At 37.1% G+C, this 15,292-nt stretch carries 13 protein-coding genes; all 13 read left to right on the forward strand.

Annotated elements, in window-relative coordinates:
* The first annotated feature begins 31 nt into the window (after positions 1-31).
* On the forward strand, positions 32-877 hold the full coding sequence (locus MMB69_RS25000) for a replication-relaxation family protein (RefSeq protein ID WP_272816276.1): 846 nt from the start codon (positions 32-34) through the stop codon (positions 875-877).
* Positions 878-891: 14 nt separating this feature from the next.
* Positions 892-1,107: a hypothetical protein gene (locus MMB69_RS25005; RefSeq protein ID WP_025753473.1), complete on the forward strand. Its 216-nt coding sequence runs from the start codon at positions 892-894 to the stop codon at positions 1,105-1,107.
* 12 nt (positions 1,108-1,119) lie between these two features.
* The gene (locus MMB69_RS25010; RefSeq protein WP_272767812.1) at positions 1,120-2,256 is read left to right on the forward strand and encodes a conjugal transfer protein; all 1,137 of its coding nucleotides are present in this window, start codon (positions 1,120-1,122) and stop codon (positions 2,254-2,256) included.
* A gap of 23 nt (positions 2,257-2,279) precedes the next feature.
* Positions 2,280-2,552, forward strand: coding sequence for a hypothetical protein (locus tag MMB69_RS25015; RefSeq protein ID WP_025753475.1), 273 nt, complete (start codon positions 2,280-2,282; stop codon positions 2,550-2,552).
* Positions 2,553-2,564: 12 nt separating this feature from the next.
* Positions 2,565-2,966 (forward strand): hypothetical protein, encoded by a 402-nt coding sequence (locus MMB69_RS25020; RefSeq protein ID WP_155008765.1) that lies wholly within the window; start codon positions 2,565-2,567, stop codon positions 2,964-2,966.
* Between the two features lie 20 nt (positions 2,967-2,986).
* Entirely contained in the window at positions 2,987-5,530 is a 2,544-nt protein-coding gene (locus tag MMB69_RS25025) for an ATP-binding protein (RefSeq protein ID WP_277448592.1), read from the forward strand.
* A gap of 70 nt (positions 5,531-5,600) precedes the next feature.
* Positions 5,601-6,155: a hypothetical protein gene (locus MMB69_RS25030; protein WP_277448593.1), complete on the forward strand. Its 555-nt coding sequence runs from the start codon at positions 5,601-5,603 to the stop codon at positions 6,153-6,155.
* 19 nt (positions 6,156-6,174) lie between these two features.
* Positions 6,175-8,493: an MFS transporter gene (locus MMB69_RS25035; RefSeq protein ID WP_277448594.1), complete on the forward strand. Its 2,319-nt coding sequence runs from the start codon at positions 6,175-6,177 to the stop codon at positions 8,491-8,493.
* 15 nt (positions 8,494-8,508) lie between these two features.
* On the forward strand, positions 8,509-9,084 hold the full coding sequence (locus MMB69_RS25040; RefSeq protein WP_277448595.1) for a Tim44 domain-containing protein: 576 nt from the start codon (positions 8,509-8,511) through the stop codon (positions 9,082-9,084).
* The gene (locus MMB69_RS25045; RefSeq protein WP_277448596.1) at positions 9,065-10,195 is read left to right on the forward strand and encodes a bifunctional lytic transglycosylase/C40 family peptidase; all 1,131 of its coding nucleotides are present in this window, start codon (positions 9,065-9,067) and stop codon (positions 10,193-10,195) included. Before MMB69_RS25040 ends, MMB69_RS25045 begins: the two co-directional genes overlap by 20 nt.
* Positions 10,196-10,213: 18 nt before the next feature.
* On the forward strand, positions 10,214-10,711 hold the full coding sequence (locus MMB69_RS25050; protein ID WP_277448597.1) for a hypothetical protein: 498 nt from the start codon (positions 10,214-10,216) through the stop codon (positions 10,709-10,711).
* 205 nt (positions 10,712-10,916) lie between these two features.
* A complete protein-coding gene (locus MMB69_RS25055) occupies positions 10,917-11,303 on the forward strand; it encodes a hypothetical protein (protein WP_277448598.1) in 387 nt (128 codons plus the stop codon).
* 451 nt (positions 11,304-11,754) lie between these two features.
* Complete coding sequence (locus MMB69_RS25060) at positions 11,755-15,282, forward strand: DNRLRE domain-containing protein (RefSeq protein WP_277448599.1); 3,528 nt, start codon at positions 11,755-11,757, stop codon at positions 15,280-15,282.
* The last annotated feature ends 10 nt before the right edge of the window (positions 15,283-15,292 follow it).

Consider the following 15,292-nt stretch of genomic DNA (forward strand, 5'->3'; position numbering starts at 1 on the left):
TCTTACAGACAAAGGAGAGAGGGGAAACACCATGAAAAAATATATCACACTGAATGAACAAGATACCGATTTACTTATTAAGCTACATGACTTCATCTACATCGATTCAAATTTTATTGTGGATCACATTTTAACGAATTACGCAGACCGAAAATATGTGATGCAGCGTTTGCGATTGCTAGAGGAATCAAAGTATCTTAAGAGCTTTACCGTTCCCATGCCGGGTTATGAAAAGCCAGGAAATTTATATACACTCGATGCATTTGGTGTGGAGAACGTGCAGGAATTGCAAGGGTTCTCGAAATGGCAGAAAAAATGGTCAACAGACGTACCTGCCTGGTACCAACATCAATTAATGTTAAATCGTTTAGTTTTATCCTACAGAAAACAAGCAGAAGAAGTAGGGCTAGCCGTTAAGGAATGGATTCCAGAAGCAAGAGGGACCTTCCAATATGGAAAGAGCAAGTCAGAGGTCATCAAACCTGACGGCGTATTGGTTGTGGGAGAAGCAGATAGCGAGCAAAATATTGGCTTGTTTATTGAACTAGAACGTAGTGTAGCCAAGCGACAAAATACCATTCAAAAGATCCAAAGGTATAACGACTTTTTGAAACGTGGAAAAGAAACGCTCGAAAAGTATGATCTTTATGTGGGCTTTGAAGAACCTGTTTTAGATTGGCGAGTCTTGTTTGTCGCTGGAAATCAAACAAACACGAAAAAGACCATGCGTGATATCTTAAGCATTCCAAGTCAAGAACGGTCCCATATCAAGATTCCCGTTTTGACAGCAAACATTGAAGATGTACAAAAAGATGCCTTTGGAGATATTTATCACTATGTATTCAGTGAATCAATAGAGGTAAAAAGAGGGTTGTAAGGAGGGGACGTCTAGTGGTTCGTAGTTTATTTAAAACCCTTCTATACATCGCTGGAATTTGTCTCGTAGGAAGTTTTATCCTACGGACATTCCCAGAAGCGAACGTACTTTGGGAGACAGGGAAAGAACAGTTTTCGGTTTTCTATAACCAAAGTGTAGCAAGTTATGGCGTAACAGGTACACTCATCATCATAGCGATTGTAGCCTTCTTGTTCTTTGGTAAAAAGTAAGGAGGAATGACGATGAAGAAATGGCAGAAGAAAAAGAAGCCTACTTCTACTGACCCTTCACAGGTGCCAAAAGAAAAAGGAAAAGAAAAAGTCGGTTCATCCAAAAAGTATATGCCGAACTTACTAAAGAGGGATGAAAAAGAAAAGCAACAAGAACAACGGATGATTAAGCGAGCAACGATGAAACGCTCAACAGCAGCCATTATAGGAAGAGCTGTCATGGTTCTAAGTCTAGTCATTATAGCTTTAGGCGTCTTTAGTGCCTTTCGCCACAACTTGGCCATTAGTGATCTAGAAGATAAAGTGTCAGCTCAACAACAAGGTACGAGTGAAGATAAAAGTCAAAATAATCAAAATATTAAAGCTGTCGAGTACTTCACTACTCAGTTTATGCGTCAGTACACCAGTATTGAGCCAGGAGAGGATAAACAGAAAGCAAGGGAAGATGCGCTGCAGAGCTTTTTAGCAACCGGTCTAGATAAAGACGCTGGAATTGATTATGCCAATCTCCCTGGAAGCCAGCGTTATGAAAGTAGTGACGTCGTTTCTATTAAACAAAAAGATGCCCACATCTCAGATGTATCCATAAAAGTTCAGGTCACAGCAACAAAAGAAGTGGAGAAGAAATCGAAAGACAAAGATGGAAAAGAGAAAGTAGAGAAAACGAAAGAAGAGAAGCCGGCTACCGTTTACTATCTAGTGAGAGTCTACGAAGGCAAAAACGGTTATAGTGTCATTGATCTGCCACAACCGTATATGCCAAAAGAAAATCAACGCGTCACGGTTTCTGAGAATGAACAAAACAAAAATACGGATTCAGTTGTCAATCATGAGGTTCAAAGCTTTCTAGAATCGTTCTTCAAAACCTATACAGCAAAAGATCGAAGTGATGAAACCAAATTCTTCTTTAAAGATTCGAAAAAAGCGCAGTCTTTAAATGGATTAATGAACTACAAATCTTTAAATAAGGTATCGGTCTATGAAGAGAAGTCTTCTAAAGGAAGGTACATTGTCAGATGTTCAGTCAAGTTAGAACAGCCGACTACAGGTATTCAAAGTAATCATAGCTATGAATTTAATGTCCAAACGGATGGACAAGACAAGTTTGAAATTTTAAACATGAAACCTGTCTCATATGACATTCAATAAGTAAACCATTGGAGGGATTCAGTATGCTTACAAGCTTCTTACACACATTTATGCTAGGTGACATTAATTTGCAAGGCGTTAGTAGTCAAGGGGATACCAATGTAATGGGTGTTTTACAAACTGTGTTTATCTGGGTGGTGCTATTTGCGATCATCGGTTCGTTGGTCATGAAAAAATATCGTGGTGCCCTTATGGTTGTTGTTTTTGGCGGGGTGATTGGTGTTTTCATCTACGGTCCAAGTAACATCGTTTCGTTAGGTGATTCCCTTTTAAAATTCTTTGGTCTTTCAACCTAAGGAGGTCTATGTATGAGACGTGTTACTGGATATTGTACAAATAAAATTTTTGCCATTCCAAATATCGTAAGAGGGCTAGCTGGGGGAAGGGAAAGCATTTCGCTTCCCTTTTCTGTTACAGTTACTCAAATCATTGTGATCTTTATCTTCTTTCTTCTTAGTCTTCTTCTCGTTGTTCCTTTAACTCCTCTGATCCCTAATAAAATTGCACGCGTCATTGTTGTGTGTATGGCGGCACCCATGTTCTTTGGTTATCTTGTTGGCTCTCAGACAAGAGAAAATATGAATATTATTCGCTATTGGCAAGTGAAGTTCAAAACGTTCATGGAGCCAAAGGAGCTCTTTCGATTTGAAGAAGTGGAGCAAGCCAAAAAGATCACGTACAAGCGCAAGATTCCTATTTACCGAAAATGATGTAAGGAGTAGTGATGGAAATGGATATCCAAAACGACATTATAGCTGTTTGGCAAAACACCGTCATAACAAGGGATGCACGAGATCAAGGCTGGTTTAAATTCAGTGGATTCCATACGAGTTTTGATTCAGAAGCTCAGCTGATGGCTCACTTCTCAGAGTTAAAGCGCTTATTTAAAGAAATTAAGCGAGAAATTCAATGCATCGTGGTGCCAACGCGTCAATCCATTGATGATGTTCAAGAAAAATATGCATCTATGATCCGTGGGAACTTGCGAGTCGTAGCAAGTTCTCATATCCAATCGGTTTTCAATTATCTTAAAACAAGTGATGAATTAGGTGCAGAGGAACGTCGTTACGACTTTTATATCGGTGTTGAGCTAGGTAAGAGTACACTGGATGACGAGGCAGAGGATATGACGTACAAGGAAATGTATCAAGCCTTAAAAGATTGGGTGTCTTCAAAATTTGCCAAAATCCGTGGAGACAGTCATGTTCATCTAACCGAAGATCGCTTACGAAGAATTTATCGTGCTAATCGAGAGGTCACACGGTTGCTTGAAGGATTACCCTTTACATTTACGCCTGTTACACCAGAAGGGATGACGAAATTAATTCCTTGGATCTTTAATATAGGCTTACGCTTTCCACCTAATTGGCAGAACTGGGAAGATCGTTTCACACCTATTTTTAATAAAAAAGGAGAGCTTATTGCTCGTATTCAGACAGAAGAAGATGTGCTTAACCTTCAATTAACGGGCATTGAGAACCCTCGTTCACGTCGGTATTTAACGCTACATCAGACCGATGCAAAAGGCTACAACCATCAGACACACGTGGCTTTCTTGCATATGGTTGGTATGCCGGAAGAAATTCACTTCCCAGAAACGCGATGGTTAGAAGCCTTGCGGTCTCTGCCCTTTGCGGTAGGCGTTAATTTAAAAATGAGTTATCAAGATGCAGATCAACGATTGCGCAAGTTGCGTCGCAAGAAATCCAATTTAGAAGATCAAGCTAACCATTTAAACACCTTTGGAGAAGATGCAGGATCAAATGTGTATCAAGGGATTTCCCATGCTGAAAGCATCATTTCTAATGTGGAAAAGGAACGAGAAGGCGGATACTTAATGAGTGCTATTTTCTCAGTCAGTTCCTCTGATAAAGATGAATTGATGCAGCGAGTGAACGACCTTATTGATGAATACGCTGGAATGGGTATTACCTTGCAAAACACATATGGCCTTCAATTACGCAGTTTGCTTGAATGCCTACCAGGTTCAAGACGCTATGTAACGGAGTTTATCCAAGACGTAGACATTAATGCCGTCACAGCGAGCTTCTTTGGAAATCGACAAGAATTAGGTGATGAATACGGCTATTACGCAGGAAGAACGTTGAGTGGTACGGCTGTTTATGTCTTACCTGGTCTTGCTGCATCAGGCGCGGCCCTTACACAGTCGCTTGTCACGGTGTATACAGGAAAAACGGGTTCTGGTAAATCCATGGCTGCCAATCGAGATATTTACGAAACGGCATTAAGTGGAGGAAAGGTATTGTTGTTGGATCCAAAGTCAGAGAGAAAAGATATTTGCAAATGGGATGAAAAATTAACGGAATTGGGAAGCGAGCTCAACTTTATCTCTTTTTCTACTAAGGATGAAGATGCCGGGAAATTAGATCCGTTTCTTTTGTTTGATAATCGAGCTGAAGCCGTGGAGGTTTCAAGAGAGATTATTTATTACTTGTTAAATATCAATATTCGAAACGATAGCGTTAAAAGCTCAATTGTCACTAAAGCCGTTAAGCGTGTTGGGCAATTGGCAGATCCATCTATTCGATTCGTCAAAGACGAGTTACGAAATTTAGTACAGGAACATGACACGTTACCAGAAGATCATCGTCCAATGGCATTAGAATTAGCTTCCATTTTAGAAGAATTTGAAGATGTGTCTCTGGCTCGTTTGATTTTTGGAAAGCGTATGAATGATGAAAATGTCTTGAATTATGCGAATCAATTTAATGTGCTGCAAGTCGATAATTTACAGCTACCCAAAAAGAGCACATCTGCAGAAGAATATACAGAAGCAAACATTGTATCCGTCGCCATTTTGTTTAGTCTAACGGCCTACATGATGAAGTTTTTACGGATGTTCCAGAATGAATTAACGGTTGTGGCCATTGATGAAGCGTGGAACTTCTTCCAAAATCCAGCAGGTGAACGCTTAATTGATCGTTTATTCCGTGAAGGACGTTCTTTGTTTTCACCAATTTACTTAATGACCCAAAATCTAATGGATATTCCAAGTAGTATGCGTGGCCAAATTGGTACAGCCTACTGTTTCCGTACCGATATACCAGAGGAAATTGAAACGATTCAAGAGTTTATGAAACTAGAAGATAGTGCGGGGTTAGAAGATATGATGCCTAAAATGCAGTCGGGTTATTGTTTATACCGTGATTTGCATCAACGAACAGGCGTTATGCAGGTTCGGATTTTACAAGAGCATCTATTTGATGCCTTTGACACATCTGTAGACGTGAGAGAGCTTGCAAAACAAGTGTAGAAGGTTAATCCTTTCGTTTAGAAAACGGAGGGAGAGCCTTCTAAGAGGTTTAGAGAGAGGGAGACTAAATATGAAAAAGATACTTGCCTTTATTTCGATTATCGTTGTTGTTGGTATGCTTGCAAGTTGTGGGAATGATGAGGCCACTACAGAGCCAAAACCAAAAACGTGTGAACAAATTGAACCTTGTAAAACAGCTTTACAGTATACAACGTATGTAGAGCAAGGAGCTAGTGACAAGGCATATGAAATGGAAAACAAAGATGAAAACCTTGTTAGTTATGACGATGAAAAAGAAGCTAAAGAACATATTCTTTCAGATTATAAAAAATATCAAGGTCAACAAATTAAAAAATACGGATTGTTAGAGTATGAAGTAGTTCCAAACAAAAAATATGTCTATAAATTTAGATTTAAAGATTTTCGTAACGGAGATGTTAAAAACTTTACTGTTGGAGTTTATAAAAAAGGTAGTAAGTATTTAACTAGCAATTATGTTAATGGAGCAGTTAAAAATGATATAAAGCATGAAGGCTCCATAGTTCCTTATAAAAGATATTATTCAAAGGGTTTAAGCAAGACAGATAAAACGACATTTGGCCCACAACCTGTTGAGAATTATTGAAAATAAGGGGGGATAAATAATGAGAAAGAACTTTTATACAAAGTTGCTTTTTCTATTAGTTGTAGTCTGTTTACTGTGTCCCATGTCAACTGTATCAGCTGCCGCGCCTAATGTGATGGATGAGCTAATGCCGAACAGTAATTTACCACAAACGAATGCGCCTTTACTTCGATACAATGAAGTTCCTCTGGAAAACTACGACATTGATGTGTACGTAAAGGATGACGACGATAAAGGCTGGTTTGACTCTATTAATATTTTTAAAGTCGATGAAAAAGTTTATAACAACATCGCAGCCTTTCAACAACAAATCTTAAGTGGCATTTGGTACGGATATTTAGTAGTTGTCAATTTTGGGATTTTCTTAATGGAGCAAGCGTTCACTTTTGACATCATTAACAGCATGCTTTCATACATTCCCGGGTTTATTTCAGAAACAGGTGGCATGTATGGAATTGGTCAATTCATGGGCTTTATGATGATTATGGTGGCTGGATGGCTGGTCTACTCTTTTGCTCAAAAGAAATATCGTGCTACTATTTCAGGACTCTTTATGGCAGCCCTCTTGTCCGCGGTTTTTACCGTTTATGTGCAAAATAGTGATCAGTTACTAGGTCAATTAAACCAAGCTCGTAACTATATCTCAGGTGCTGTTTTGACTTCTTCTACTTATTCACTAGGTGATGGGGATGAAGAGGCAATAAAAGAAGAAATGATTGAAGATAGACAGCGAGATCAAGCTACACAAAGCTATAAGGACACATCATCCGTACGGTACGGTGTATCAAGAATAAGAAATTTAATGCATGATTTATTAATTGTGAAACCGTATTTGTTGTTAGAGTTTGGTACAACAAACTATGGTGTCATTGGTGGTGGCAAAAATGACAATGCCTCATCAGCACAAATAAAAAAAGGTAAAGAGATAGTAAAAGATTTGTTAAGTAAAAAACCAGGAAGTAGTAAAAGAGATACTGTAGTTAAGGAAAATGCTAATAACTCTCTTTTTGCTCCAGAGCATACAAATAAACGGATTGTTTTATCCCTGTTAATTTGGGTTCCGGCACTTGTCATATTAGCGATGGTCGGCTATTTAGCCACATTCATTCAGATATATGGAGTAGGCTTCTTACTTACAGCCATTACAGGGGTATTTGTTTTATTTCTTAGCATCTTTCCAACGTTTCAACGGTTTGCCAAACAATTTGTTGGTAAGTTAGTAGGGTTCTTGGCCATGTGTATCGGACTTACAGTTTTACTCATTTTATTATTTAGTTTTGTTAACATCACCTATAAAGTCGCTAGTGAGAATAATTGGGCCTATGCTCAAACCATCGTGGCCGTTCTGATTGTGGTTGCAGCCATATTTGCCCTCCAAAAACAGCTTTTCGGGTACAAGATTTATTCAGAAAAGAAACAACAAATCCAACAAGCTTGGAGACAAAAAGTTGATGCCATTAAATTTCGAGATACCCAACGTCAATATGCACATGTAGAGCCATTTTATACAGGGGATAACGTACATTCACGTTCGAGGTCTGGCCAAAGGGGAACAACAGACACAAGAGCTAGAGAACAGATGGAAAAAGCAATGGAACGCCAAAGTAATAAACCGACTTTACGAAGAAACAAACCTATTGATAGCAACGGGAACGTGATTGAAGATGCACCAAAACGAAATGTAATGCCGTTTAGAAAACGCCAAGAGAAAGAACGAAAAAATAATCTATCTTCTGAAAACGGTGTGATTCCAAACCCTCACAAAAAGGATCAGGCATCAAATCATAATCAAGCCGTGTCTAATCAGATTGATAAGCAACAGAAAAAACAAGAGCATGCACCATTAAAGGCACAGCCTAAAGGACCTCAACAAGAGGGCGTAAAAGAAAATGCACCTACTTCTGGGAAACAAAATGAACAAGTCATGAAAAAAATAAGACAACAAGAAAAACAAGAAAACTCACCATTGAAAGCACAGCCGCAGCAAACATCAAGTTCTTCTCAATCCAGTAAGGTTGTAGAGCAAATGAGAAAACAAGAGGCGCGTTCAGAAAATCAGCAAGCACCCATTCAAAGTTCTCGCCGTTTGGTCCCAGCTAGTGGAGAAGTCTCAACGAAACAATTCAACCAAGAACAAGCACCGTTAAAAGCACAACCTAAACCACCACGAACAGACAAAACCAATCAGCAATTTCATAAACAAATGAGGCAACAACAGGCACGACAAGAAATTCAGCAAGGGGAAGAAGAAGCTTCTGTTGCGAATGAATCAAATGGAAGTCATATAGACCGTTCTAAAGAGATTGAACAAATGAGGCGACAGTCTCAACAAGATTAAAAGGGAGGGCTTTTCATGAGTGTTCAACAAAAGAAAATGCTTGTATTTCTGAGTGTCGTTGTCTTTTTGGGCATTATGATTAGTTCTTTTCTTTCAAAAGAAAAGCCTGCTTCTTCGAAAGGGGAGAAGCAAGCTCCTTCTTCTGAATCTGTGCAACAAGAGAAAGAAGAGGCTACAGAAGACAATAAAAACCCCTATGATCAGACACAACGAAATACAAAAGAAGACTTACAGAGTACGAAAGAAATCGCAAAAGAGTTTGTCAAAGCCTTTGCTAGTTTTGATGCTAAGAACCCTTCAAAACATATTGAACAATCTAAGCCTTATATGTCAGAGGACATGTATGAAAATTATAAAGAACAAAAAGAACGAGGTACGCTTACTTATGATAAGGTTGTCCCAAAAAACCTTGAAACGACAGAGGTTTCAAATGATAATACCGATGTTATTCAATGGAATGTCATCATGCAAGGGGAAGTGTACGACGTAGATGGAAACGCTGAACAAGAGGAAGATTGGTATTTAGTCACACTTGAAAAGCAAGAGGCTGGATATAAGGTGGTGGGTGTTCGTGTCAACGTACCGAATTAAGCCCATCCATAAATTGAATCATTCTGCCAAAGGAAGATCTAAAATGTTACTAGCTATTGTGGCAGCTTTATTAGCATTAGGCGTCGTTGTAAGTACGATGGCTATGGTGAGTGTGTTTGGTATTCTTTTACCAGATCAAGAAGATGTAGCAGAATTAGACGGTACAGCTGTAGATTTGGGAGATATTCAAATATCCAAGGTTGGGGAAGGCCAGATACCAAAAGAGTATATTCCTATTTATAAAGCAGCAGGTGAAAAATACAATATCCCCTGGACACTCATTGCCGCGATTCATCGTGTCGAAACGAACTTTGGCCAAGACTTAAATACCTCTTCAGTTGGGGCCATTGGGCATAGTCAGTTCATGGTAAAAACATGGGTTGGATGGTCTTTTCCGGGAGGAACTAGGCTCGGTGACGCCTCTATTCCCAAAGAGACTCTAATGAGTCCAGCTGCTATATCAAAGTATGGTGGTTTTGGTGTTGATGGCGATGGGGACGGAAAAGCTGATCCTTATAATGTAACAGATGCTATGTACTCAACAGCGAATTATCTGGCTGCAAATGGAGGAGCTTCCGGAAACTATCAAAAAGCTGTGTTTGCGTACAACCATGCCAGTTGGTACGTATCACGAGTGATGGGATTTATGAAAGAGTACACAAGTGGTTCTGTTGAAGCTGTTTCGATTAAAGGTGGTTCGGCAAAAGGTTCAGAAGCCATTGAAAAAGCGATTAAGGTAGGATCATCTATCGTAGGAAAAAGCCCTTATGTATGGGGCGGTGGACGAAATCAAGAAGACATTAACGCACATAAATTTGATTGTAGTTCGTATGTTAGATGGGTCTATAGTTCAGCTGGAGTTGATTTAGGACCAGTAAGTGCTACGACAACAGATACGTTAATCAAACGCGGGAAAGTCATTAAAGCAAGTGAAATGAAGCGTGGTGACGTTATTTTCTTTGATACGTATAAGATTAATGGCCACGTTGCCATCTACTTAGGCGATGGGAAGTTTCTTAATGACAGCAGTTCACAAGGAGTATCAGTGGGGGATTTAAATACAAAGTACTGGAAAGATCGATTTAATGGAAATGTGCGACGTGTAGCTTAATGAAAAGAGGGTGAGTTCATGGAAAAAGAACAAGTTGAGGGCATAAAAGACGTTGTAATTAGGAATGCCAAAGGCGTTTGGAGCGATTATTGGCTACCTATTACGGCGTTTGTTGTGTTAATTGTTTCGTGTCAGCTGTTTAATTTAACTCATAGTGGATTCTTTTATCCTCTTATGTTCGTTTCAGGATGGATCGTTGTGATGTTTGCCTTGAAATTTAAGAGTGAGAGTTCAGTATTCTCCTTGAAAAAACTTACAAAACACAGGCAGCAAGATACCTCATATGAAATGTATACGGTTTTACGTGTTTACACCAATGACTCAGACTTTCAAGAATATATGCACATACAAGAGTATTTTGATAGTCAGCATATCCAGATGGAAAATAGAGTGATTGATCATAATCAGGATATCAAATCGCAAATCATGTTCATCCGAAAACCAGAGTTTGCGTATGGTTATCACTTGTTAATGGATCAAAAAAACGAAATGTACTTTATCGGTGAATATGTGTAAAAAGAGAGTCATTTTCTTAAATAAATAGAAAATAGGGTGTTGCTGAGAAGCGCTGTGACAAAATTAACTTCTATTTTGTTGATGATAGTCAATTAACTTCGAAATTTAGTGATTCTCGCAATTGTCCTCTAATTGAGTAGCTAGCTTATTAGAAAAAAGGTGTTTATAGATTAAAAATATAAATAAGATTGGGGAAAAAACTCTTATGTCAAATTCCGTTATTATAGCATTAATCGTAACAAGTTTAATTTTTATTGTAGCTACTGCCATTGGTAAGGCTAACAGGAAAATAGAAAGTGAAGCTATTAAAAAGAGGCCTGCGATGGTAAAGACGTTCATTGCTCAAAAAGAATTGTTACTAGAAAAAACAAATCAACTGTTAAAGCAAAGCCGTCTTCTTATGATTCTAGCTTTAGTTGCAAGTGTTCTCTTCAAATATGCAGTGCCTTTTCCTTTACTTGCTCCTTTATTTTTTATTGCTACTTATGCATTTCTAGTAATGTATATCCTTACAGGAATGATGAGAAGTAGCTTAAAAAAACGTATTGAGGAATTAAAAGGTTATTCCAATCAGAGGAAAAAAATAAATTAATAAAGAGTGAAAATGATAAATTTTTTATGGAAAGCCATCCCTTGAACGCTATGGGATGGCGTTTTTAATGTTTTACGAAATTAAGATTATGCAAACAAAGAGTACATATAGTATTCATTCTATAATGAAACATGAAGAATTTAGTTTCAACCATTCTCTTCTGTCTATTTATTGGAATCATTTATACAAGATATTTTATATTCTTAAAATGTACTACCAGGTCTAAAGATAAATGAAAAATATAGCTAGTAGAAATTTATCATGCTTTTTCGACTAAATAAATCTATAAAAACCAAAAAATATGTTGAATTACGTTAAATATTACATTATGATTACAAAGTTGTTTAAAAAACATAGGAGGATTGTAACAAAAGAAATGAAAAACTTTGGTAAAGAGTAAGTATTTAATCTTAACTTACTATAATTAAATCTTTAGGGGGTATTTGAAACAGTGAGCAAGTTATTATCAAAAATTGCAGTGTGTTTTCTATGTTTTATCTTATTAATTCCTATAGTAACAATCCATACTAATGCGGTGGGAAAAGTAAATGCTGAGAAACAAACTGAAAGTGACATTAAGGAAAATAAGGTTAACGATAAGAAAGTAGCTGAAATAACAGAAGAGAGAACTGAAAATACTAAGGTCTTCGATAATGGAGATGGGACCTTTACAAAGAAAATTTATGTAGAGCCTATACATAATAAAGATGAAGGTGAATGGAATAACATTTCTACAGATCTCATCACAGGTAGCAAATCTATACCAAAAGAGGGTACAAAATCAGTTGTAGAAGCTGAAAATACGAAGCTAGACAGTAATTTTTATTCAATCACCCAAGAAGGAGAATATGCTAGCTTTTTAAAAGGTTCTGATTTTCTTACATATGCTTTGGTAGACGCTAAAGGCAATGATGAAAAAGCTGTTTCGTTTAATAAAAGCAGTATTGAAACGAAGGATAATCAAGCCTTACACAAAGAGGTATATCCTGATATTGATTTAAGGAATCTTACTTTTAATGAAAATGTTAAAGAAGATTTAGTTCTACATAGTTACAAAGGGTATAATACGTTTACATTTAGAATTAAGACTTCTTTAGTTCCTAGTGTCGACTCACAAGATGGAAATATTACGTTTAAAGACACTAAGGGTAACACAGCCTTTGTTGTGCCTAAACCATTTATGTATGACTCAAATGTTAATGATCGTTCTGGGGATGCAGAAGAGTCTAATAAGGTCACTTATGATTTTAAAGAGGAAACAGCTGGATCCTATCTTTTAACGATGAAAGCAGATGAACAGTGGTTAAAGAGTTCTGATCGTGTATATCCCGTTTATATTGATCCTACAACTTCAGTTCAAACCTCATCAGATGCTTATGTTTCTAGTCAATATGCTAGTACTAACTATGGAACTGCATCAAAAAAATGGGATTCTGGGCAGAATGAATATGCTTTAAAAGTAGGTTATTACGATGGAACAACTGGTACTAATTATGCTTATCTTAAGCAAGATATATCTAGCTTAAAAGGTGCAGTTATTGACAGTGCCACGTTCAATGCTTACGTAACCCATGCCTATTATGCAGATTCACCTAATGGTCTATGGCTAGATGAAGTTTCCAGTGATTGGTCTCCTTCGACTCTTACATGGAATAACAAACCTTCGTCTACTAACATTGCAAAAACAGATGTAGGAAGAGATAAATGGGCACAATTTAGTGTAACAAATACAGTTCAATCATGGCTAAGTGGGAGTAAAAGTAACTATGGCTTCAAACTCCATACAAATGGAAATGGACAAACATTTTGGAAGAAGGTTGTTTCAGGAGACAACGCAACAAATGTTCCTTACCTATCCGTAACTTACCATTATGATGCTCTAAGTGCTCCTACAGTCAAAGCGTATTCTTCAGGTTCTAATCAAGGTTATTTTAATATCTCTTGGGATCCTGTACCTGAGGCAACGGGTTACAAAGTTGCTATTTATAATGGGTATGAATATGAGTATATTAATGTTGGAAATGTAACAAATTGGACAACAAAGGGACAAAAAATTTGGCCAACTAGTGGTGAAATTGCTGCTGGAAGATATAAGCTACACTTAGACAAAGCTGGAGCAGAGCTTCCTGTCGATCCATCTGCTGTTTATAGCAACGCTTATAAAGCTGGAAGTTCTACAAATTATAGTACGCGTCATCAATACTGGGTAAGGATTGTAGCTACTTATCCTAAAGGAGATAGTCCTAAATCTCAGGAAGTTACACCATATATTCCTTTATCACAACCGGCAACTCCAACAGGTATTGCGTATAGTAATATCCCAAATTCAAGCGATGGATATGTAGATTTAAATTGGAAGTCTGTTGTTGGAGCTACAGGATATAAAGTATTGGTTTTTAATGGGAAAAGCTATGAAGAATTTGATGTAGGGAATTCTACAAATTGGACGACAAGAGGAAAAAAAATCTGGCCAACTAGTAGTGAAATTGCGAATGGTCAATATTCGTTACATCATGATGAAAATGGTAGTGAATTAGCATTAGACCCTTCTTCCGTATACAAGAACTCAGGAGGAAAATATATTTCAAATAAAAATTATTGGTTTAGAATTAAAGCATATAGTAATCAAGGTTATCCAAATAGCGCAAATTCGGAAGCATATATGCCCTCTATCCCTTTAAAAACATTTACAAATATTGATGTAACAAAGGAAAAAGATTCCATAGGGTTATCTTGGAATCCAGTGCCTTCAGCAACAAAATATTCTATAATATACAAAGATTTAGATGATGTTACACAAGAGATTTATTCTGGTGATACACCTAGCTTTACTCATAAAGGCTTAGCGCAAGGTACTATATACTCTTATAAAATCAAAGCTTATGATAAAGATAGCAATCTATTAGATATTGCAAAGATAGATACAATGACAAAGTTTGATGATGGTATTGACAAACTGAATTTTGATACTGTTATTACCAGTTCAAATGTGTCATTTAAATGGCAACCGTTAAGAAGTGTTAACGAATATGAAATTTATAAAGATGGTGAATTATTAACTACAACAAGTGATACAGAATTTATAGATAATGACATAAGTATAGGAAACAACTATGAATATGAAATTTATTCAAAAGAGGATTTAAGTTCTGGGGAAGATTCTAATAACATTGACTTAGACACATCAAATGATTCTAACTTAGATTTTGAAAGTACTGAGGCAATTGAAGAAGATACGGATATTCCAGAAGAAATGGAAGACACAGGTTCAGAAAGTATTGAAGATAGTACTCCAGATAATGAAGATGAGTTTTCCATTAATATTCCAGTAGATACAAGTTTGCAAGAACAAATGACATTGATGGCAGCAAGATCAAGTGGTCCTAGTAGTACAACAATTAGACACAGAACATTTATCCCACAATCTGTTTTAAGTCTTGGTGGGGTTTACTATTTTAAAGGAGATAACAGAAAAAGTGGAAGATACGCATCTTTCTCTCCAACTTCTGGAACTAATAGAACAAGATTTGATATTACAATTAAATGGACTAATACAAGTAAAACGTATGGTACAGGGTGGACAGTTAGTAAAGCTGTAGGAACATCTCATCGATTAAAGAAAGTTAATGGGAAATATGTACCTTATAGTCATAGAACTGCCTCTGCAAATGGAATGAAAGCATCTGTCACAACTCATGATAAAGTATGGGCAGTTGCAGAAATTCGCCATAGCGTAGGTTTGCCATACTTTTTCAATACTCCTCCTAACATTGACTATAAGTTTACCGAATATATTTATAGAAACGGTTTAACCGTAATCAGGGGATCACATGATCAATTTCCAGCGTATGAGATTTATCGTAGAAATGATTCTGGTAGTTGGAAGAATTTATACAAATTTGATCCTATAAAAGCTGGTACAAACCCTAACTATTTAACTGGATATGCAGGCAAACGAATTAATATTTCTAAAAGATAGAAATTAAGTT

The organism is Priestia sp. P5 (assembly GCF_029522155.1).
Lineage (GTDB): Bacteria > Bacillota > Bacilli > Bacillales > Bacillaceae_H > Priestia > Priestia megaterium_E.

Bases quoted from the DNA above. Each gene is read 5' to 3' on its own strand.
- MMB69_RS25000 (WP_272816276.1), top strand. From the start codon at position 32: ATGAAAAAATATATCACACTGAATGAACAAGATACCGATTTACTTATT.
- MMB69_RS25010 (WP_272767812.1), top strand. From the start codon at position 1,120: ATGAAGAAATGGCAGAAGAAAAAGAAGCCTACTTCTACTGACCCTTCA.
- MMB69_RS25015 (WP_025753475.1), top strand. From the start codon at position 2,280: ATGCTTACAAGCTTCTTACACACATTTATGCTAGGTGACATTAATTTG.
- MMB69_RS25020 (WP_155008765.1), top strand. From the start codon at position 2,565: ATGAGACGTGTTACTGGATATTGTACAAATAAAATTTTTGCCATTCCA.
- MMB69_RS25025 (WP_277448592.1), top strand. From the start codon at position 2,987: ATGGATATCCAAAACGACATTATAGCTGTTTGGCAAAACACCGTCATA.
- MMB69_RS25030 (WP_277448593.1), top strand. From the start codon at position 5,601: ATGAAAAAGATACTTGCCTTTATTTCGATTATCGTTGTTGTTGGTATG.
- MMB69_RS25035 (WP_277448594.1), top strand. From the start codon at position 6,175: ATGAGAAAGAACTTTTATACAAAGTTGCTTTTTCTATTAGTTGTAGTC.
- MMB69_RS25040 (WP_277448595.1), top strand. From the start codon at position 8,509: ATGAGTGTTCAACAAAAGAAAATGCTTGTATTTCTGAGTGTCGTTGTC.
- MMB69_RS25050 (WP_277448597.1), top strand. From the start codon at position 10,214: ATGGAAAAAGAACAAGTTGAGGGCATAAAAGACGTTGTAATTAGGAAT.
- MMB69_RS25055 (WP_277448598.1), top strand. From the start codon at position 10,917: ATGTCAAATTCCGTTATTATAGCATTAATCGTAACAAGTTTAATTTTT.